We start from the raw sequence: 18980 nt of genomic DNA, 5'->3' as shown, positions 1-18980 counted from the left end.
ACCGCCGGAACTCACTTGCTCAGCACCGTATAGCGGAACTTGAACGATGCGTCGAGCGTCTGTTCCACACCCCGCACCCCGGTGGCGGAGACCGCGATCTGCTTGCCGGACAGCAGCGGAACGATCGGCAGGAAGTTCTGCGCGAGATCACGCTGCACCTGCTGGATCTGCGCGAGCCGCTTGTCCTTGTCGGGCTGGGTCGCCTGGGCGATCAGCTGGGCGGAGATGCCGGGGTCTTCGAAATGCGACTGCAGGAAGTTGTTCGGCCCGAAGAACGGGGAAAGGTAGTTGTCCGGGTCCGGGAAGTCCGGGAACCAGCCGAATTGGAAGAGCGGGTAGGCATCACGGGCGCGTTCTCGCTGGTAGGTCACCCATTCGGTGGATTGGAGATCGACCTTGAACAAACCCGTTGCCTCCAGTTGCGACTTGATCGCCGCGTACTCCTCGGAGCTGCTGGAGCCGTAGTGGTCGGGGTTGTACTGGAGATTCAGCTCGACCGGCGTCGCGACCCCCGCGTCGGCGAGGAACTTCGCCGCCTGGTCCTTGTTCGGCCGGGGGCCGTAGATTTCCTTGAACGGCTCGGCCGCGCCCGGCATGCCCTGCGGCACGGACGAATACGCGGGCAGGTAGGTCTTCTTGTAGACGCCGTCGGCGAGCGCGGCACGGTCGACGGTGGCCGCGACGGCCTTGCGCACGGCCAGTTTCTGCGCGGGCGTGCCACCCGGCATGGTGTTCAGATTGAACACGATGTACCGCAGTTCCCCGCCGGGGCCCTCGTGCACGGCGACCTTGCCGTCGTTGCGCAGCGACTCGATGTCGGTGGGCGTGAACGACCGATATCCGACGTCGAGCGAACCGTTCTGCAGGTCGAGCTTCATGTTGTCGGTGGTGGCGTAGTACTTGGTGGACACCGTCTCGGTCTTCGGCTTGCCGAGGATGCCGTTGTAATCGGCGAACGCCTGGTACTCGACGAGTTTGTTCTTGTCGTAACTTGCGATGACGTACGGGCCGGAGTAGCCCTTGGCCTTCACCACATCCTCGTCCGGCATCACCTTGTCCGGCGCGTATACCTTCTCGTCGACGATCGGCCCGGCCTGGGTGGGCAGGATCGCGGGGAAGGTCTGGTCGTCGGCCACCTTCAACGTGAACGCGACGGTGCGCGGGTCCACTACGTCGGTCTTCTCCAGGTTGCCGAGCAGCGAGGCGGGACCGTTCGGGTCGTTGATCCGCAGCATCCGGTCGAAGGAGAACTTCACGCTGGTCGCGGTCAGCGGGTTGCCGTTGGCGAACTTCAGGCCGTCTTTCAACGTGCAGGTATACACCGTGGGCGTGGTGAACTCGCACTTCTGGGCCGCGTCCGGCTTCGGCGTCGCGTCACCGGGTGCGAAGTTGAGCAGGTACTGATAGATCTGCGTCTCGGCGACCAGCGACCCGTTGTCGTAGGCGGCCGCGGGATCGAGCGAGAAGATCTTGTCGGTGGTGCCCGCCACCAAGCCGCCGCTGTCACCGCCCTCCCCGGTTCGCCCGGAACCGCATCCCGCCAGCACCGAACCCGCCAATGCCAGCAAGCCGACGGCCGCGATGATTCGCGTCCCGATCCGTCGCCCCAACCTCGAATTCCTCATCACGGCCCCACTTCTCGAGCGCCGCACGCGTTGCCCTGGATCGCAGGCCCGGTGCGGACACGGGTGAACTTCCGATCTGATCGGCACCGTACCTACGAAGCATTTTCGGCACGTTACGTTTTCGAAGAAAATCCGCGGCGCTCTCAGCAGGTGTTATGCGCGGCGACTACGACCGGCCCAAAAACCGGTCGTACGTCCAGAATCGCCGGACGGTGCACGGCGTGATGTCTCGAGCAGGCCACATCACCGCGCGAGACAGCGAACAGCATCAGCAGCGCATCGCGTTCGCGCCCAGCAGCGCGACTGGCCCGAACCTCAGCGGTGGTTCGTGATCGTCAACGACGTGCGGGGTCACGGCACGCTGACTCCCAACTGCCCTATTGGCGCCACCATCGCACGTGTCCTCGGACACGACCACACCGCCACCCCGCCGCTCACGCCCGCCGCCAGCGGATGAGTGTTCGGATGTCTCGGGCACACCGGCCACACCGGTGACTCGCCCGCCGTCCACAACGCCTCTACCGCCCACTCGTGCGCCTTGTCGGCGAGATACGCCACCTGCTCCGCGTAGTCGTCGCCGACCAGCGGTCCGATCCCGGCGCCGCTACCGTCCGGCTCGTAGAACATCACCCAGTCCATGCCCTGATGCGTCTCCTCGACCACGATGGGCTGGACAGCGCAGGTAGCGGCCAGATCCCGACGCACGGGCTCCAGCGCGGCGGCGTACTTCGCATCCATGCGCTCATTGTGCGGCACGCGGTGAGCGAGTTCGGCTACGCGGATCCCGAGCGACGTCCCGCGTCACGGACGGCTCAGCGCGCTCGCATTCGCGTTGTCGCCCAGCAGCTCGGCCTCGGTCTGACCGGTGAGCATGCCCTCGAGCACGTTCTTCCCGATCGCGGCCTCGGTGGGCAGCGGGATCGGATAGTTGCCGTCGAAGCACGCGGCGCACAGCCGCGAGCGCGGCTGTTCGGTGGCGGCGATCATGCCGTCGAGCGAGATGTAGCCGAGGGTATCGGCGCCGATCGACCGGCGCACGCCCTCGACCATGTCCGCGACATCGCCCTCGGTGCCCGCTCCGTTGGCGATCAGTTCCGCCCGCGAGGCGAAATCGATGCCGTAGAAACAGGGCCACTTCACCGGCGGCGAGGCGATCCGCACGTGGATCTCCAACGCGCCCGCCTCGCGCAACATCCGGATCAGCGCGCGCTGGGTGTTGCCACGCACGATCGAGTCGTCCACGACGATCAGGCGCTTGCCGCGGATGACCTCGCGCAGCGGATTGAGCTTGAGCCGGATGCCGAGCTGACGGATGGTCTGGCTGGGCTGGATGAACGTGCGGCCGACGTAGGCGTTCTTCATCAGGCCCTGGCCGTAGGGCACGCCCGACCCCTGCGCGTAACCGACGGCGGCCGGTGTGCCGGATTCGGGAACCGGGATCACCAGATCGGCGTCGACCGGGTGCTCCTTCGCCAGGCGACGGCCGATCTCCACCCGGGTGGCGTGCACCGACCGGCCCGCGATGGTGCTGTCCGGCCGCGCCAGGTACACGTATTCGAAGACGCAGCCCTTGGGCTCGGGGTTGGCGAAGCGCATCGAGCGCACGCCGTCGGCATCGATCGCCAGCAATTCGCCGGGTTCGATCTCGCGGACGAAGGCGGCCCCGACGATGTCCAGCGCGGCGGTCTCACTGGCAACGACCCAGCCACGCTCCAGCCTGCCCAGGCACAGCGGGCGCACGCCGTGCGGGTCGCGCGCGGCGTAGAGGGTGTGCTCGTCCATGAAGGTCAGGCAGAACGCGCCCTTCAGGGTGGGCAGCAGTTCCATCGCGGCCCGCTCGATGCTGGAGTCGGCGGCGGCGTGCGCGAGCAGCGCGGTGACCACGTCGGAGTCGGAGGTCGCCGCGGCGGGCTGCGGGCGCCCGCCCCGGACGGAGGCGAGCAGGCCGAGTTCCCGTGCACGGCCGGCCAATTCGGCGGTGTTGACCAGATTGCCGTTGTGCCCCAGGGCAAGTCCGGAGCCCACCGCGGTGGTGCGGAAGATGGGCTGAGCGTTCTCCCAGGTCACCCCGCCCGTTGTGGAGTAGCGACAGTGACCGACGGCGATGTGACCCGGCATGGCCGCCAGCGTCTGCTCGTCGAACACCTGGCTGACCAGTCCGAGATCCTTGAACACGAGGATCTGCGAGCCGTCCGACACCGCGATGCCCGCCGCCTCCTGTCCCCGGTGTTGCAGAGCATAAAGCCCGTAATACGTGAGTTTCGCCACTTCTTCGCTCGGCGCCCAGACTCCGAAGACTCCGCACTCCTCGCGCGGCTCGTTCTCGTCGACGTCCGGGGTGGGACACGAGGCGGCGGAAATGCTCTGGACCGGCAGTTCGGCGTTGGTCACCGTTTGCTCCCTGTTCGGGCGGGCTGGGGGCAGATTTCATTCTACGGATGCCGCGGCGATGCCCGCGCACCGCCGCCGCATCCGAGCAGCAATTCCAGGTGACCGAAGCGGGGTCGCCGCGACGCCTTCGGCTGTTACGGTGCGGACCGTGACGACTACGGACGACGCGGGCACGACGGCGCCGGTGCGCAGGCCATGGCCTCGGATGGTGCTGTTTCCCATCGCGGTGTTGAGCCTGCTCACCGCGCTGCTGGGCATCATGTACCTCGACTATGTCGTCGATCCGGAGAAGAACCTGCACGACTTCCCGATCGCCCTGGTGAACCAGGATGTCGGCGACACCATCGGCAGCGGGAGCGCCGAGCAGAAGGTCAATTTCGGCGATCAGATCACCAAGGCGCTGGCCGCCGGAGTGCCGTCGGACAAGGTCGACCTGCGCGTGCTCAGCATCAACGAGTCCGAGCGGCAGATGCAGTCCGGACAGGTCTACGGCGCGATCGTCATCCCGAGCGATTTCAGCAAGCAGCTCGGCAATCTGGGTGTGGGCAGTGTCATACCCGGTGACATCCCGCGCCCGATCATCACGGTGCAGACCAACCCGCGCGCGGGCGCGTTCGGCACGCAGATCGTGCTGCGGGTCGGCAACGAGGCGCTGACCGAGGTGAACAAGCAGGTCGGCAAGCAGTTGCTCGACCAGGTGAACGCGCAGCTGGCCCCGCGTCCTGGCGGTCCGCCCGCACCCGAACTGACCGGCGCGACCAGGGTGGCTCTTGCGTCGCCGATCGAGGTGGTGCAGCAGCAGTACCACCCGCTGCCGCACGGTAGCGGCCAGGGCCTGACCGCGTTCTTCTACGCCCTGTTGCTGCTGCTGGCCGGCGTGGTCGGCGCGATGGTCATCCACACCATGATCGATGCGCAGCTCGGTTTCGTGCCCACCGAGTACGGCCCGTGGTACGTGCACTACCCGCCCACGCCGATCTCGCGGTTCAAGACGCTGCTGATCAAGTGGGGCGTGTTCGTGCTGGCGGCGAACATCGTCGCCGGAGTGTTCCTCGTCGTGGGCGAACTGCTGGACATGCCGATCGGCAATCCGCTGGCCCTGTACCTCTACAGCGCGCTCGCCATGATCGCCGTCGGCGTGACCGGGCTGTCGATGCTGGCGGCGATCGGCTCGGCGGGCCTGCTGGTGAACCTCATCCTGTTCGTCATCCTCGGCCTGCCGTCCTCGGGCGGCACCGTGCCGATCGAGGCGACGCCGCGATATTTCGGCTGGCTCGCCTCCTTCGAACCCATGCACCAGGTGTTCCTGGGTGTGCGGTCGATCCTGTACTTCGACGCCGATTTCGAGGCGGGGCTCACGCGTGGTGTGTGGATGGCGGTCCTCGGGCTCGCGATCGGGCTGATCTTCGGCGCGTCGGTCACCCGCTTCTACGACCGCAAGGGGCTGGAGCGCCGCAACATCGTCCGGGCGTGAACTGTCCGCGCCGCAACGGTCGGCTCGGTCTCAGTCGACTCGGACGATCGGCAACCAGTGCGTGATCTCGGCCGCGCGGGTGCCGGACGCGCTCACCGCGCCGGAGTCGAGCGCGTCGTCGAACTCGAGCAGTCCGGTGGCCAGTAGCAGCCAGGTACGCGGGTCGGTCTCCACGACGTTCGGCGGTGTACCCCGGGTGTGCCGCGGGCCCTCGACGCACTGCACCGCGACGAACGGCGGCACCCGGACCTCGACCGAGTGGCCGGGCGCGGAGGCCGCCAGCGAGCGCGCCGTGGTACGCACAGCCGCCGCGAGTTCGGCGCGCGCGGGCGCGTCGACCGACTCGTCACGCAACCATTCGCTCACCACCGCCACCGCTGCCCGCGTCTGCGCGGGGTCTACCGTGCCTCGTCCTGCCACCTGCCCGACCCTACTTCGCGCTCCGTACGCCTCGCGCCCGTGATCGACCTCAGCCGTGCTTCGGCGAGGGCGGTCGACACGACGGTGTCGGCGCGGCTTCGGGACGGCGGCGGCGCGGTGCCCGGCGTCGGCCGCCCCGTCAACGGGCTCGCGGTATATCCGAAGCCGGAGTTGCGAATTCATCCACAGTCGTCCCGAGGTCCGAACGTGCCACCCGCATCGCACGCGCGGAACCCGGGAAGTGGCGGGCCAGGCGCGGAGCGATCGCTCCGCCCGCGTTCATGGCGAGATGCAGCAGCGCGGGGGCGGCGGTGCCCGCGGTGCGGCGGCGCAGCAAACCGAACACGAGTCCGCCCGCCGTAGTCACCGCCACAGTGGCGGGAACACTGTCGCCCACGGCCCGCGCGGGAGTGATGTGCCAGAGTCCGAAGGTCGTCGCGCCGACCAATGCACCGGCTCGCGGACCGAAAAGGCGGTCCAGCATGGGATCCAGCGTGCCGCGGAAGACGAGTTCCTCGCTGTAGACAGTCCCGAGAGGAATGTGCACAGCCACCCACTCCTGCGTCGACACAGCGGGCCCCCGTTCAGCGAGTTCGGCCAGTTGCCATCGCAGCGACGGAACGGCAAGGGCCGCTGCGTAACCGGCCACGACGACCGACGCGGCGAGCAGTCCGCAGCGCACGCCGCTCTTCGACCACCGGCCAGGTTCGGCGCGCAGCGCGACCGCGTAGGCGGTGGCGAAACCGGCATTGGCGGCGGTTCGTCCGCGGATGCCGAGACGGAGGCGGGGCAGGACCGCGTTGCTCCAGAACAACGGAACGGCAACGGCCGCAATGGTTCGCACGGCCCGTTCCTGGCTCACTTGATCTTCCGCTCGAATTCCTCCGCGGCCTCGACTTCGACCCGGATCCGCTCGGAACGCTCGGCGGTCCAGTCCGGTGGCGCGGCGATGGCGGCCCAGCCGTCCAGGACCAGGCTGCCGTAGCGGTGTCCGTGCCCGTCGGTGACGCCCTGCGCATTGGTCAGATCGGCGGCCACCTGCCAGAAGGTGACGAACGGCCACCAGCGCATCTGGGAGGAGACGTCCGAACCGCGCGGCTCCGACAGCCAATCCGGCCGCGAGAAGATCAGATCCGGCGACCACCAGACGATGGGATCGGACGCGTGCTGCAAATACGCGATGCGCGGCGGCCGCCATTCCGACGACGGGCGCGCCAGGTCACCGCTGTCGGAGGCGAACCGGACCACCAGCCCGTCGGCGTACAGCGGCTCCACCTCACGGGAGCCCGGATCGCGGCGGGCGACGAACTGCTGCCACAGCCGGTTGGAATTGGGCGGGCCGACCCACAGCGCGCCGTCGACCTTGGCGCGCAGATCGGCCAGGCCGTCGAACGCCGCCTCGGAACCCTGCGAACCGAGGCTCTCCCCGTACACCAGCAATTTGGGTCGTGCCTGCGGCGGGCGCGCGGTCCAATGCTGGTACACCGCGTCGAACAGATCCCTGCCCGCCGCGGCGGCCTTGCTCCGGTCGGCCAGGAAGGACAGCACGCTGGGCAGATACGAGTACTGGGTGGCGACGATCGCGGTGTCGCCGTCGTACATGTACTCGAGCGCGGACGCGGCCAGCGAGTTCACCCATCCGGTCCCCGTGGTGGTGACCACCACGAGCGCCTTCCGGTCGAACGCACCGGTTCGCTCGAGCTCGGACACCGCCAGCTCGGCCGGTTCCTGATTCCCGTCGACCGACTCCAGACCGACGTAGGCCCGGACGGGCTCCTTGGCCGGGCGGCCGGTGAGCGAGGTGATGTGGCTCGCGGTGGGTCCGTGCGAGACGAACCAGCGCCCCTCGAATCCGAGGGTCTCCCATTTGGCCAGCGAGGTGGGGCTGCCGGAGCGCTCCGGTTGCTGCGGCTGCACCGCGTTCACCGAGGTGTGGTCGTTGCGCACGCTGAACGCGGAGTTGGCCACCGCGAAGAACGCTTGCGTGGCGACACCGTTGAAGATCGTCACCGCCAGCACCACCAGCACCAGGAATCCGGCGGCCGGAGCGAGTTCGCGGGGCACCTTCACCCACCGGTTGAGCAGGCGGGCCAGGAACAGGATGAACTCGCGCACGGTCCGGTAGACCGCGACCGCCGCGGCGCCGACCGCCATGCTCAGCAGTCCGGTGCGCAGATAGGCGGGCGTGGTGGTGCCCGCCATGCCCATCAACGCCGTGATCTCCCGCTGCCAGCGCGCCGACTGCACCAGCATCAGCGCGGCGCTCAGCGCGGCGGTGAGCAGCACGGCGGACTTGACGGCGTAACGCGCCCACGTCGGCGGCGGCGCGATCTTCAGCCGCGGCCGCACCCACAGCCGGAACAGCCACTCCAGCAAACAGCCGGCGCCGTATCCGATGGCGGCATTGATCCCGCTGATCAGCCCCTGGAACAGCCAGTCGCGCGGCAGCAGCGACGGCGTCACCGACAGCGCGAAGAACACCGTCGCCACCACCAAGCCGACGTAATTGAGGTCGATGACGTCCTCGACGCGCCGGATCACCGCGACCGCGCGCGTGCGCAGTTTCCGCATGGTCCCCGCGGTCTCCAGCATTCGATCAGTATGGCGGTCGCCACCGACGGCCCGGCGCGTCGCCCACCGTGACGCGGGCGCGCACGACGCGGATCACACCCTGCGCGACCCCGTGATCGGACGCCTTCGCGCGGATGGCAACTACCCATTTCGCTCGAGTAGTTGTACACGGGTGCGCGGGTCGCGCCATCCGGAAACTTTGGTCCATGAGCACAACGACCGCGGCGCAGAAAGCCAGCGCCGCATACGTCGCACAGGCCGCGATCGCCTTCGGCATCAGTTTCGTCGGCATCGGCATCGGGATCTACGCGCTGCCGCTGGACGTCTGGCAGCGCGGATTCCTCGGTATGTCCGTGTTCTTCCTGGTGACCAGCACCTTCACGCTGGCGAAAGTGGTGCGCGACCAGCACGAGGCGGCGACCGTTCACGGTCGCATCGATCAGGCGCGGATGGAGAAGCTGCTCTCCGAGCACGATCCGTTCAATTCCGTCGCCTGAGTACGCGCACCTGGGCGGGCCCGGTAACGAGGGGTTCAGGCCCGCCCAGGTGGGCGTCTCGTCAGACGGTTCCGGCGCCGAACAGCTTCGGCAGCGTGCCCTCGTGCGCGGTCCGCAACTCGTCCATGGTGATCGAGAACTGGCCCTGCACCTCGACCGAATCCGAGCCCTGATCGACCACGCCGATGCGCACCCACGGCAGTTCGCGCGCGGTGCACATGCGGGTGAACCTGGTCTCCTCCGAGCGGGGAACCGCGACCAGCACACGGCCCGCCGACTCGGAGAACAGCGTGACGAACGGATCCGCGTCCTCGGGAAGCAGGATGCGGCAACCGGTCTCACCGGCGAGCGCCGCTTCGACGACAGCTTGAGCGAGACCGCCCTCGGACAGGTCGTGCGCGGCGCTGATCATGCCGTCGCGCGAACCGGCGGTCAGCACCTCGGCGAGCAGCTGTTCGCGGGCGAAGTCGACCTTCGGCGGGACGCCGCCGAGATGGTCGTGCGCCACCTGCGACCAGATCGACCCGCCGAACTCGTCGCGGGTCTCGCCGAGCAGGATCAGCGTCTCGCCCGGCTCCAGGCCGATCCCGGTCGGGATGCGCCGGTGCACGTCGTCGATCACGCCGAGCACGCCGACCACCGGGGTCGGCAGGATCGCCGTCTGGCCGGTCTGGTTGTAGAAGCTGACGTTGCCGCCGGTGACCGGGATGCCGAGCGCCACGCAACCGTCGGCCAGGCCGCGCACCGCCTGCTGGAACTGCCACATCACCCCGGGATCCTCGGGCGAACCGAAGTTCAGGCAGTTGGTGACCGCCTTCGGCGTGGCACCGGTGCTGGCCACGTTGCGGTAGGCCTCGGCCAGCGCGAGCTGCGCACCGGCATAGGGGTCCAGCTTGGTGTAGCGGCCGGACGCGTCGGTGGCCAGCGCGATGCCTCGGCCGGTCTCCTCATCGATCCGGATGACGCCCGCGTCGGCCTGATCGGCCAGCACGGTGTTGCCGCGCACGTAGCGGTCGTACTGCTCGGTGATCCACTTGCGGCTGCACAGCTGCGGGCTGGAGATCATCCGCAGCAGCGTCGCGCGCAGTTCGTCGGCGGTTTTCGGACGGGCGAGCCGGTCCGGGGTGTCGGCGATCAGCGCGTCCTGCTCGTCGGGGCGCGCGACCGGGCGCTCGTACACCGGACCCTCGTGCGCGACGGTGCGCGGCGGCACGTCGACCACCGTCTCGCCGTGCCAGGTGACCACCAGCCGGTCACCGTCGGTGACCTCGCCGATCACCGTGGCCAGCACGTCCCACTTGCGGCACACGGCCATGAACGCGTCCACGTTCTCGGGAGTGACGACCGCGCACATGCGCTCCTGCGATTCGCTGGAGAGCACTTCGGCGGGCGTCATGCCGGTCGCGCGCAGCGGCACCTTGTCCAGCTCGATGTGCATGCCGCCGTCACCGGCCGCCGCGAGTTCGGATGTGGCACAGGACAATCCGGCGCCGCCGAGGTCCTGGATGCCCACCACCAGCTTCGCCGCGTACAGCTCTAGACAGCACTCGATGAGCACCTTCTCGGTGAACGGGTCGCCCACCTGCACCGACGGCAGCTTCTTGCGGCCGGAGCCGGATTCGTCGCCGGAGAAGGTGTCCGAGGCCAGCACCGAGACGCCGCCGATGCCGTCCAGGCCGGTGCGCGCGCCGAACAGCACGATCTTGTTGCCGGTGCCGGAGGCGAAGGCCAAGTGCAGGTCCTCGACTCGCATCACGCCGGCGCACAGCGCGTTCACCAGCGGGTTGCCCTGATAGGAGGCGTCGAACACGGTCTCGCCGCCGACGTTCGGCAGGCCGAGCGAGTTGCCGTAGCCGCCGACGCCGCGCACCACGCCGTCCACCACGCGACGGGTGTCGGCCGCGTCCGCCGCGCCGAAGCGCAGCTGGTCCATCACCGCGATCGGGCGCGCGCCCATCGCCATGATGTCGCGCACGATGCCGCCGACGCCGGTGGCCGCGCCCTGGTACGGCTCCACGTAGGAGGGGTGATTGTGGCTCTCCACCTTGAAGGTGACCGCCCAGCCGTCACCCACGTCGACGACGCCCGCGTTCTCGCCGATGCCCGCGAGCATGCATTCGCGCATCTCGTCGGTGGTGGTCTGGCCGAAGTAGCGCAGGTGCACCTTGGAGGACTTGTAGGAGCAGTGTTCGCTCCACATCACCGAGTACATCGCCAGCTCGGCGTCGGTCGGCCTGCGACCGAGGATCTCCTTGATGCGGGCGTACTCGTCGTCTTTGAGGCCGAGTTCTTTGTAGGGTTGCGCCACGTCGGGGTTTGCTGCGGCTGAGCTGACGGTGTCGACCTGCGGAGTCACGGAGTACCAGGGTCCTTTCGGCCGGGCATGGGGGTCGGCAAGCCGGCGGAGCCGGCGGGGTGGGCGAGCTCAGCGAAGCGACGAGCGTTGTCACTGGGCGGCGGCGAGATGCCTACGTGTAAGTCTAGAGGCACTGGGTACCGACCATGCGCACCGGCTACTCTGGGCCCGTGAACGAAGGATCGGGGGTCGCGAATCCGGGTGAGAGATCGGTCACCTCGGATGCCGCGCCGACCGGCAGCGGCGGATCGGGGACCACATCCGGTCACGCGTCGCCGAACCCACTGACCCCGCAAGTACGCTGGCTGATTGCTGCGATCGCGTTGTTCGCGGTGTCGGCGATCGTCTCGCTGCTCGCGCACTGGTGGCACGGCTACATCGACCTCCAGGTGTATCGCAACGGCGCCCGGGTCTGGCTGGACAACGGCGACCTGTACGGCCCGATGCCGCCGGTCGAGGGAATCGGACTGCCGTTCACCTATCCACCCTTGGCCGCGTTGTTCTTCGCGCCGCTGGCCCTGATGCCGCTGGTCGCCGCCGAGGTGCTGGTGGTCGTCACCAATGTAGTCAGCCTTGGCATCTCGCTGTGGCTGGTGCTGACCCGCCTGCGGCCCGAGCTGTCGCGCCCGATCCTGCTCACGCTGGTCATCGGCGCGGTCGCGGTGGCGCAGTTCTTCGAACCCATCCGCCAGACCTTCGGCTTCGGCCAGATCAACCTGGTGCTGATGGCCGCGATCACACTGGACTGCCTGGCGCGCAAGCCTTTCTGGCCGCGCGGCATGCTGATCGGCATCGCGGTGTCGGTGAAGCTGATCCCCGCCGGTTATCTGCTGTACTTCGTGCTGCGCAAGGACTGGAAAGCCGCGGGCACACTGGTGGTCTCCGCGATCGCGGCGGTGGGTCTCGGATTCCTGCTGTTCCCCGGCGATTCCGTGGACTATTGGTTCCACACCCTCGCCGACACCGGCCGGATCGGACCTCCTTACTTCGCGGGCAACCAGTCCATCAAAGGCATGGCCTTCCGCCTCGGCATCGGCGACACGGCGGCCACACTGGTGTGGATCACCTTGTCCGTGCTGGCGGTCGCGCTGGCCGCGGTGTGGATGCGCAGGCTGATCGAGGCGGGCGCCACCGTGGCGGCGCTGCTGGTGAACGCCGCGGCGGTGCTGCTGGTCTCGCCGGTGTCGTGGTCGCATCACTGGGTGTGGATCGCGCCCGCACTGGTCGTCGCCGCCGACCTCATGGTGCGCGGTGCGCGCAGCCCGCGGGCGATCGGCGTGGTCACGGTCGCCGCCGCGCTGTTCCTGGTCGGCCCGCACTGGCTGCTGCCGCACTCGCGCGACCGCGAGCTGGACTGGGCCTGGTGGCAGCAGATCATCGGAAGCAATTACGTGCTCGCCACTTTCGCCGTGTTCGTCGTCGCGGTGTTCACCTATCGCCCGGTGGTCTCGGGCGTGAGGAAGGCGGCCAGCGCGGCGGCGTAGGCCGGAACGTCGAACGCGCCCATCAGCTCGCGCGCCGAATGCATCGCCAGCTGCGGCGCACCGACGTCGACGGTCGACATGCCGGTACGCGCCGCGGTCATCGGCCCGATGGTGGAGCCACAGGGCAGGTCGGCGCGATGGACGTAACGCTGCAACGGGACCGCGGCCTGCGCGCAGGCCAGCGCGAACGCGCCCGCGCCGGTGGAGTCCGTGGCATAGCGCAGATTCTGGTTGACCTTCAGCACCGGCCCGCCGTTCACCTCGATCCGGTGCGCGGGCTCGTGCCGCTCCGGATAGTTCGGGTGCGTCGCGTGCGCCATGTCGCCGGACGCGCACACCGAACCGGCCAGTGCGGCGAGATAGTCGGCGCGGCCGCCGCCGCGCGCGAGCACGATCCGCTCCAGCACCGCGGGCAGCAGATCGGACTGCGCGCCGCGGTCGGACTGACTGCCGACCTCCTCGTGGTCGAACATGGCCAGCACCGGGACGGCCGCGCCCGGCTCCTCGATCGCGGCCAGGAACGCCTGCAAGCCCGCGAAGCAGGTGCCCTGGTTGTCCAGTCGCGGCGCGCTGACCAAGTCCTGGTCCCGCCCGATCAGCCTGCTCGGCGTCAGGTCGTGGGTCATCAGCTCCCAGCCGAGCACGTCGCCCGGATCGACCTCAGCCCAGTCGGCCACGAAATCGATGAAGGCGGCCGCCTCGTACCCCGCGCCCCACACCGCGTTGACGTGCCGCTGCGGATCCAGCGTCACACCCCTACGGTCCTCGGACAGATGGATGGCCAGCTGCGGCACCCGCAGGATCGGCTCATCGATGCGAACCAGGCGCTCGCGCATCGTGTTTCCGTCCCGCACGCTCAGCCGACCGGAAACACCCAGCTCCCGGTCGAGCCACGAGTTCAGCCACGCACCGCCGTAGGGCTCCAGCCCGACCAGCTGCCAGCCCGCCGAGGTCAGGTCGGGATGCTGCTTGACGCGCAGGTTGGGACTGTCGGTGTGCGCTCCGACCACGCGGAACCCCGTCGCGGCCGCGGTGTCCCCCGCCGCCCAGGCGACCAGCGACCCACCGCGAATCACGTAATGCCTGCCCGGGCTCTCCGCAGACCAGGTCTGCGACTCGGCGAGCCGGGTGAACCCGCGCGCGTCCAATTCCGCGGCGACCGTGCGGCAGACGTGGAACGGCGACGGGGACGCATCGATGAACGCGCACAGCCCGGCGGCCGTGGCTGCGGTGGTGGAGACGGGCATGCCTGCGATCCTAGGCAAGCGGGGCGCGACCGGCGTGTCCCGGTCGCTGGGCACGCGTGGCGAATACCGTCCGAAACGGTGCGGACTATGCCGTTATAGCCGCACCGAGATCAGCTCGAGGCGCCCGTCGATTCATCCCACAACATAAGGGCAAGAATGGTCCGGCGACCGATCACGAATCGGACGTACGCGGCATTCATCGGACGAATGTCCGGTACGCCGGAGTATTTACTCCGAGGCGATGGAAACCAGGTCGAGCAATCGCATGAGTTCGGTATATCGGCGTGCGCCGATTCGCCCGCGCAACTCCTGCTCGGCGCGCGCCTCCTCCGCGCGCACCTCGCCGACCAAGTCGGCGCCGAGCCTGCTCAGGCCGATCAGGATGCGGCGCCGATCGTCCTGCGCGGCGAGCCGGAAGATCAGGCCGCGCTCGGCCAGATAGTCGGCATGCCTGGTGGCAGAGGACGGCGCGAGCTGCGATTTGGCCGCCAGCTCGGTCATCGTGATACCCGCGTCGCCGCACAGATTCGACAGCATCGACCACTGATCCGGCGAGAGCTGCCTGGCGCACAGCGCCGCGTCCAAATGCCGTACCCAACCGCGCTCCGCGGCACGCAGCGCGCCATGCAGCGTCGAATTTCCGCTTACAATGGACGTCATTATTTCCCGCCTGCCGTGAATTCCGTTCGAACGAGAAGAAGAGTACCGAATGTCGACGCCGATCGAGAGCCCCGACGGCACGATCGAGGTCCTGAACATAGTGCCACGGCAGGGACCTGGCGGTATCGTCGCGCCGTCCTGCGATGCGGCGATATCGCTCGCGGTCGACGAAATCAACCGAGGCGCGGGAATTCTAGGGCGGGAAATTCGTACTACGAATATCGACGGGGGACGGTCGCCGCACGAGGTGGCCGCCGAGGTCTCCGCCCTGCTGGCCACCGGCATGGTGCACGCCATCACCGGCTGGCACACCTCCGCGGTGCGGCGGGCCGTGGCGCGCGCCGGTGCGGGCCGGGTGCCGTACCTGTACGCCACCAGCCACGAGGGACTGACCGACGAGCTACCCGGCGTGCTGATGCTCGGCGAGCACCCGGCCGGACAGACCGTGGCCGCCGTGCACTGGCTCGAACGCGAGTACGGCGTGCGGCGCTGGGCCGTCATCGGCAACGACTACATCTGGCCGCGCCGGTCCGCCAAGGCGATTCGGGAAAGCCTGTCCGACCCGGCCGCGATCGTGCTGGAAAGGTATGTGCCACTGGGATACGCGGATTTCGCGGACTTCCTCGCCCATCCGGCGCTGGACTTGGCCGACGCCGTGGTGATCCTGATGGTCGGCGCCGACGTCGCCCGCTTCAACCGGCAGTACGCGGCCAGTGGCCGTGCCGCGACGCAGTTGCGGGTGAGTCCGGCCGCCGACGAAAACGTGCTGTTGGCAGCGGGAGCGGAGGCGAACCACGACTTCTTCGTGGCGTCCAGCTTCTTCCTCGACGACCGTATGTCCGACGGACGCGACCGGATGACCCGCTATCGCGCGCGGCACGGCGCGTTCGCTCCCGCGCTGACCAGCTTCAGCAACGCCACCTACGAAGCCGTCCACACGCTGGGCGCGCTCGCGCGGACGGTCGGATCACTGGAGGTGCCGGAGATCCTCGACGCCCTCGACCACGGCCTGCACCTCGAAACCCCTTCCGGAATCAGGGGTTTCCGAGGCAATCAGGCGATTCAGCACGGCTACATCGCCCGCGCGAACGGCGTCGACTTCGAGATCGTCGACCGGATCAGCTGACCCGACGCCGCGGGACGATCACACCCCGACCAGCGTGTCCAGCACCGAGAGGAACAGGCCGAGCCCGTCGTCGCTGGGGCCGGTCAGCGGCTCGGTGGCATGTTCGGGATGCGGCATCAGGCCGACGACGCGACCGTTGGCCGAGGCGATACCCGCGATACCACGCTGCGAGCCGTTCGGGTTGTCGCTCGCGTAGCGGAAGACCACGCGGCCCTCGCCTTCGAGCTGGTCCAGCACGGCCTCCGACGCCTGGTAGCGCCCCTCCCCGGACTTGAGCGGGACGAGGATCTGCGCGCCCGTCTCGAAGCGGGAGGTCCACGCGGTCGACACCGACTCCACGGTGAGCCACTCGTCGCGGCAGATGAAGTGCAGCCCCTCGTTGCGGGTCAGCGCGCCGGGCAGCAGGCCGGCCTCGCACAGCACCTGGAAGCCGTTGCAGATGCCGAGCACCGGCAGCCCGGAGCCCGCCGCTCGCACGACCTCGCCCATCACCGGGGCGAAACGGGCGATTGCGCCCGCACGCAGGTAGTCGCCGTAGGAGAAGCCGCCGGGCACGATCACCGCGTCGACGCCCTTCAGGTCGGCGTCGGCATGCCACAGGTCGACCGCCTCGGCGCCGGCCAGACGCACCGCCCTGGCCGCGTCGATGTCGTCGAGCGTGCCGGGGAACGTGATGACCCCGATGCGCGCGGTCATGAGACGCGAACCACCTTCCACTCCTCGATCACCGTGTTGCACAACAGCGATTCGGCGATCTGCTCGAGCGCCGCGTCGTCGACGCTGTCGTCGACGTCGAGTTCGAATCGCTTGCCCTGCCGCACGTCCGAGATGCCCTCGAATCCCAGACGCGGGAGTGCGCCGACGATGGCCTGCCCCTGCGGATCCAGGATCTCGGCCTTCGGCATCACCTCGACCACGACTCGTGCCACGCGTTGCTCCTCATGTGGTTGGGGGGTTACCTCAGCAGCGTAGTTGTGCTGGTCGCGTGCGTCATCCGCGGGGTCGGCCGAGACCGTGGCACTGTCGTGGAGAACACACCCGGCGTGGTTAGCATGGCGGCATGCGCATAGCCCACTTCGGTCATTCCTGCCTCCTCGTCGAGCTGCACGGCAAGAAGATCCTGTTCGATCCGGGCACCTTCTCGCACGGCTTCGAGGGCCTCACCGGCCTGGACGCGATCGCGGTCACCCATCAGCATCCCGACCACATCGACCCGAACCGGATCGAGGCGCTGATCGACGCGAACCCCGGCGCACGGTTGCTGTCGGACCCGCAGACCGCCGAGCAGCGCGGCGAACGGTGGGAGGCGGTGCATGCGGGCAACGTGCTGACCCTCGGCGATCTCCGGATCACCGGCGGCGGGGGCAGGCACGCGGTCATCCATCCGGAGATCCCCGTGATCGACAACACCGTCTTCCAGCTGGGCACCGCCGACGACCCGGCCCAGCTCGTCCACCCCGGCGACTCGCTGTGGGTGCCCCCGGTCCCGGTCGGCGTGCTCGCCGCACCGGCCGCCGCGCCCTGGATGCGGATCAGCGAAGCCGTCGATTACCTCCGCGCGGTCGCTCCGCGTGTCGCGCTGCCCATCCACTACGGCATCATCCGGGAGGAGGCGCAGGGCATCTATTTCGGCAGGCTGTCGGAGATGGCCCCGGCCGGAACCGAATTCCGGGTGCTCGAGGCGGAGAAAGACACCGATCTGTAGCGCTACCCGGCGTAGGTGGCGAGGAATATCGCCTCGGCCAGCGCCATGTGTTCGATCTCCTTCGGATCCACGCTCTCGTTGGGCGCGTGGATCAAGGACTTCGGCTCCTCGACACCCATCAGCATGATCTCCGCGTCCGGATAGGTGGTGGCGAAGACGTTGCACAGCGGAATCGAGCCGCCCTGCCCCTGGGTGGTCGCCGGGCGGCCGTAGGACGCGGCCAGCGCCGCTTCCATCGCGGCGCGCGCGGGTCCGCCGGTCGAGGAACGGAACGGCGCTGCGGTGCCTTCCAGCTCGACGGTCAGCCTGGCGCGCCACGGCGTGTTGGCCTCGAGATGCGCGAGCAGCGCCTGGTACGCGTCTTCCGGGTCGGTGCCAGGCGGAATACGCAGGTTGAGGCGGGCCCGCGCGGTCGCGGGGATCGCGGCGGCCGATCCGACCACCGGCGGCGCGTCGATGCCGAGCACGGTCAGCGCCGGTCGCGCCCAGAGCATGTCGGCGACAGTGCCGTCACCGATGAGTTCGACGTCGCGCAGGACGCGCGCGTCGGCGTGGAACTGCTCGCTCGGGTACTGGACCCCCGGCCAGACCTGATCGTTCGACAACCCGTCGATGGTGGTGTTGCCCCGCTCGTCGCGCAGCGAGGCCAGCAAGCGGATCAGCGCGGCCAGCGCGTCCGGGGCGGGGCCGCCGAACATGCCGGAATGCAAAGGGCTGGCGAGCGTTTCGATGGTGACCACCACGTTCACGCCGCCGCGCAACGTCTGGGTCAGGGTCGGCACACCGGCGGCGAAGTTGCCGCAGTCGCCGACCACGATCGCGTCCGCGCGCAGCAGTTCCGGATTGGCCTCGACGAAGCGCTCCAGTCCTCCGGTGCTCTGCTCCTCGGAACCTTCGGCGACGACGGTCACCCCCAACGGCAGATCCGGGCCGAGCGCGCGCAACGCCGTCAGGTGCATGACGATGTTGCCCTTGCAGTCGGCGCTGCCGCGTCCGTACCAGCGCCCGTCGCGCTCGGTCAGTTCCCACGGCGGGGTGCGCCACGCCGCCTCGTCCATCGGGGGCTGAACGTCGTAGTGACAGTAGAGCAACACCGTGGGCGCGCCGTCGGGGGCGGGCCGGGACGCGACGACCGCCTTGGTGCCGTCCGGCGTTTCGTGTAAGCCGACCGTGGTCAGCCCGGCGGCGACGAACGCGTCCGCCACCCACTGGGCCGCCATGTCGCACTCCTCGATCGGATACTGCCGTGGATCGGCCACCGATTGAAACGAAACAAGTTGCGCCAGATCGGTTTTCGCCTGGTCCATCAATCCGGCCACGGCACCGCGCAATTCCGCCACCCGCACATCCTCCGCCATTCCCCCACCCTATCCCCCGTTCCCCGGGCGGAGTTCGCACCGCCTGCCGGGTGTTCGGACGGTCCG

Annotated in this window: 18 protein-coding genes; 6 read left to right on the top strand and 12 right to left on the bottom strand. The window is 68.8% G+C overall.

Annotated features, from left to right (window positions below):
- Nucleotides 1–11 precede the first annotated feature (11 nt).
- Nucleotides 12–1583: an ABC transporter substrate-binding protein gene (locus tag ACL03I_RS05035; protein WP_412805366.1), complete on the bottom strand. Its 1572-nt coding sequence runs from the start codon at nucleotides 1581–1583 to the stop codon at nucleotides 12–14.
- Between the two features lie 197 nt (nucleotides 1584–1780).
- Here ACL03I_RS05035 and ACL03I_RS05030 point away from each other — a divergent pair, with 197 nt between their 5' ends.
- Nucleotides 1781–1957: a hypothetical protein gene (locus ACL03I_RS05030; protein WP_412805224.1), complete on the top strand. Its 177-nt coding sequence runs from the start codon at nucleotides 1781–1783 to the stop codon at nucleotides 1955–1957.
- A 19-nt stretch (nucleotides 1958–1976) separates the two neighbouring features.
- Here the strand turns inward: ACL03I_RS05030 and ACL03I_RS05025 are convergent, their stop codons facing one another.
- Together ACL03I_RS05025 and purF are read right to left on the bottom strand one after the other, a co-directional pair.
- Nucleotides 1977–2363 (bottom strand): hypothetical protein, encoded by a 387-nt coding sequence (locus ACL03I_RS05025; protein WP_355076962.1) that lies wholly within the window; start codon nucleotides 2361–2363, stop codon nucleotides 1977–1979.
- Between the two features lie 63 nt (nucleotides 2364–2426).
- Nucleotides 2427–4016 carry an amidophosphoribosyltransferase gene (gene purF / locus ACL03I_RS05020; RefSeq protein ID WP_355076960.1) on the bottom strand — a complete coding sequence of 530 codons (1590 nt, stop codon included), beginning with the start codon at nucleotides 4014–4016 and terminating at the stop codon, nucleotides 2427–2429.
- A gap of 205 nt (nucleotides 4017–4221) precedes the next feature.
- On the opposite strand from purF, the gene ACL03I_RS05015 reads away from it, so the two are divergent.
- Nucleotides 4222–5490 (top strand): YhgE/Pip domain-containing protein, encoded by a 1269-nt coding sequence (locus ACL03I_RS05015; protein ID WP_355077058.1) that lies wholly within the window; start codon nucleotides 4222–4224, stop codon nucleotides 5488–5490.
- Between the two features lie 30 nt (nucleotides 5491–5520).
- Here ACL03I_RS05015 and ACL03I_RS05010 read toward each other — a convergent pair whose 3' ends face one another.
- The 3 genes from ACL03I_RS05010 to ACL03I_RS05000 form a co-directional block, all read right to left on the bottom strand.
- Nucleotides 5521–5910 carry a sterol carrier family protein gene (locus ACL03I_RS05010; protein ID WP_355076959.1) on the bottom strand — a complete coding sequence of 130 codons (390 nt, stop codon included), beginning with the start codon at nucleotides 5908–5910 and terminating at the stop codon, nucleotides 5521–5523.
- 139 nt (nucleotides 5911–6049) lie between these two features.
- Nucleotides 6050–6754, bottom strand: a complete 705-nt coding sequence (locus ACL03I_RS05005; RefSeq protein WP_355076957.1) for a CPBP family intramembrane glutamic endopeptidase — start codon at nucleotides 6752–6754, stop codon at nucleotides 6050–6052.
- Between the two features lie 14 nt (nucleotides 6755–6768).
- Entirely contained in the window at nucleotides 6769–8502 is a 1734-nt protein-coding gene (locus ACL03I_RS05000) for an alpha/beta hydrolase (protein ID WP_356963662.1), read from the bottom strand.
- Between the two features lie 185 nt (nucleotides 8503–8687).
- On the opposite strand from ACL03I_RS05000, the gene ACL03I_RS04995 reads away from it, so the two are divergent.
- A complete protein-coding gene (locus tag ACL03I_RS04995; RefSeq protein WP_355076953.1) occupies nucleotides 8688–8978 on the top strand; it encodes a YiaA/YiaB family inner membrane protein in 291 nt (96 codons plus the stop codon).
- A 61-nt stretch (nucleotides 8979–9039) separates the two neighbouring features.
- Here ACL03I_RS04995 and purL read toward each other — a convergent pair whose 3' ends face one another.
- A complete protein-coding gene (gene purL / locus ACL03I_RS04990; RefSeq protein ID WP_412805223.1) occupies nucleotides 9040–11334 on the bottom strand; it encodes a phosphoribosylformylglycinamidine synthase subunit PurL in 2295 nt (764 codons plus the stop codon).
- Between the two features lie 170 nt (nucleotides 11335–11504).
- On the opposite strand from purL, the gene ACL03I_RS04985 reads away from it, so the two are divergent.
- On the top strand, nucleotides 11505–12818 hold the full coding sequence (locus tag ACL03I_RS04985) for a glycosyltransferase 87 family protein (RefSeq protein ID WP_355076950.1): 1314 nt from the start codon (nucleotides 11505–11507) through the stop codon (nucleotides 12816–12818).
- Here the strand turns inward: ACL03I_RS04985 and ACL03I_RS04980 are convergent.
- Together ACL03I_RS04980 and ACL03I_RS04975 are read right to left on the bottom strand one after the other, a co-directional pair.
- Nucleotides 12767–14065, bottom strand: a complete 1299-nt coding sequence (locus ACL03I_RS04980; protein ID WP_412805222.1) for a M18 family aminopeptidase — start codon at nucleotides 14063–14065, stop codon at nucleotides 12767–12769. The two genes, ACL03I_RS04985 and ACL03I_RS04980, sit on opposite strands and share 52 nt — an antisense overlap.
- A gap of 228 nt (nucleotides 14066–14293) precedes the next feature.
- A complete protein-coding gene (locus tag ACL03I_RS04975) occupies nucleotides 14294–14725 on the bottom strand; it encodes a MarR family winged helix-turn-helix transcriptional regulator (RefSeq protein ID WP_355076947.1) in 432 nt (143 codons plus the stop codon).
- Between the two features lie 49 nt (nucleotides 14726–14774).
- Here ACL03I_RS04975 and ACL03I_RS04970 point away from each other — a divergent pair, with 49 nt between their 5' ends.
- Nucleotides 14775–15851, top strand: a complete 1077-nt coding sequence (locus ACL03I_RS04970) for a substrate-binding domain-containing protein (RefSeq protein WP_355076945.1) — start codon at nucleotides 14775–14777, stop codon at nucleotides 15849–15851.
- An 18-nt stretch (nucleotides 15852–15869) separates the two neighbouring features.
- Here ACL03I_RS04970 and purQ read toward each other — a convergent pair whose 3' ends face one another.
- Both purQ and purS read right to left on the bottom strand, forming a co-directional pair.
- On the bottom strand, nucleotides 15870–16547 hold the full coding sequence (gene purQ / locus ACL03I_RS04965) for a phosphoribosylformylglycinamidine synthase subunit PurQ (protein WP_355076943.1): 678 nt from the start codon (nucleotides 16545–16547) through the stop codon (nucleotides 15870–15872).
- Nucleotides 16544–16780, bottom strand: coding sequence for a phosphoribosylformylglycinamidine synthase subunit PurS (gene purS, locus ACL03I_RS04960; protein WP_195078153.1), 237 nt, complete (start codon nucleotides 16778–16780; stop codon nucleotides 16544–16546). The genes purQ and purS overlap by 4 nt, the downstream gene beginning before the upstream one ends.
- 131 nt (nucleotides 16781–16911) lie before the next feature.
- Here purS and ACL03I_RS04955 point away from each other — a divergent pair, with 131 nt between their 5' ends.
- Nucleotides 16912–17556, top strand: a complete 645-nt coding sequence (locus ACL03I_RS04955; protein WP_356963656.1) for an MBL fold metallo-hydrolase — start codon at nucleotides 16912–16914, stop codon at nucleotides 17554–17556.
- 2 nt (nucleotides 17557–17558) lie between these two features.
- On the opposite strand, the gene ACL03I_RS04950 is transcribed toward ACL03I_RS04955, so the two are convergent.
- Complete coding sequence (locus ACL03I_RS04950; protein ID WP_356963655.1) at nucleotides 17559–18914, bottom strand: dipeptidase; 1356 nt, start codon at nucleotides 18912–18914, stop codon at nucleotides 17559–17561.
- Between the last annotated feature and the right edge of the window lie 66 nt (nucleotides 18915–18980).

Source organism: Nocardia sichangensis (genome assembly GCF_047200615.1).
GTDB lineage: Bacteria > Actinomycetota > Actinomycetes > Mycobacteriales > Mycobacteriaceae > Nocardia > Nocardia sichangensis.
This window is presented reverse-complemented; position numbering and strand designations above follow the sequence as displayed.

Bases quoted from the DNA above. Each gene is read 5' to 3' on its own strand.
- ACL03I_RS04975 (WP_355076947.1), bottom strand. From the start codon at position 14,725: ATGACGTCCATTGTAAGCGGAAATTCGACGCTGCATGGCGCGCTGCGT.
- ACL03I_RS05015 (WP_355077058.1), top strand. From the start codon at position 4,222: ATGGTGCTGTTTCCCATCGCGGTGTTGAGCCTGCTCACCGCGCTGCTG.
- ACL03I_RS05030 (WP_412805224.1), top strand. From the start codon at position 1,781: ATGCGCGGCGACTACGACCGGCCCAAAAACCGGTCGTACGTCCAGAAT.
- ACL03I_RS04995 (WP_355076953.1), top strand. From the start codon at position 8,688: ATGAGCACAACGACCGCGGCGCAGAAAGCCAGCGCCGCATACGTCGCA.
- ACL03I_RS05000 (WP_356963662.1), bottom strand. From the start codon at position 8,502: ATGCTGGAGACCGCGGGGACCATGCGGAAACTGCGCACGCGCGCGGTC.
- ACL03I_RS05025 (WP_355076962.1), bottom strand. From the start codon at position 2,363: ATGGATGCGAAGTACGCCGCCGCGCTGGAGCCCGTGCGTCGGGATCTG.
- ACL03I_RS04970 (WP_355076945.1), top strand. From the start codon at position 14,775: ATGTCGACGCCGATCGAGAGCCCCGACGGCACGATCGAGGTCCTGAAC.
- ACL03I_RS04980 (WP_412805222.1), bottom strand. From the start codon at position 14,065: ATGCCCGTCTCCACCACCGCAGCCACGGCCGCCGGGCTGTGCGCGTTC.
- purQ (WP_355076943.1), bottom strand. From the start codon at position 16,547: ATGACCGCGCGCATCGGGGTCATCACGTTCCCCGGCACGCTCGACGAC.
- ACL03I_RS04950 (WP_356963655.1), bottom strand. From the start codon at position 18,914: ATGGCGGAGGATGTGCGGGTGGCGGAATTGCGCGGTGCCGTGGCCGGA.
- ACL03I_RS04955 (WP_356963656.1), top strand. From the start codon at position 16,912: ATGCGCATAGCCCACTTCGGTCATTCCTGCCTCCTCGTCGAGCTGCAC.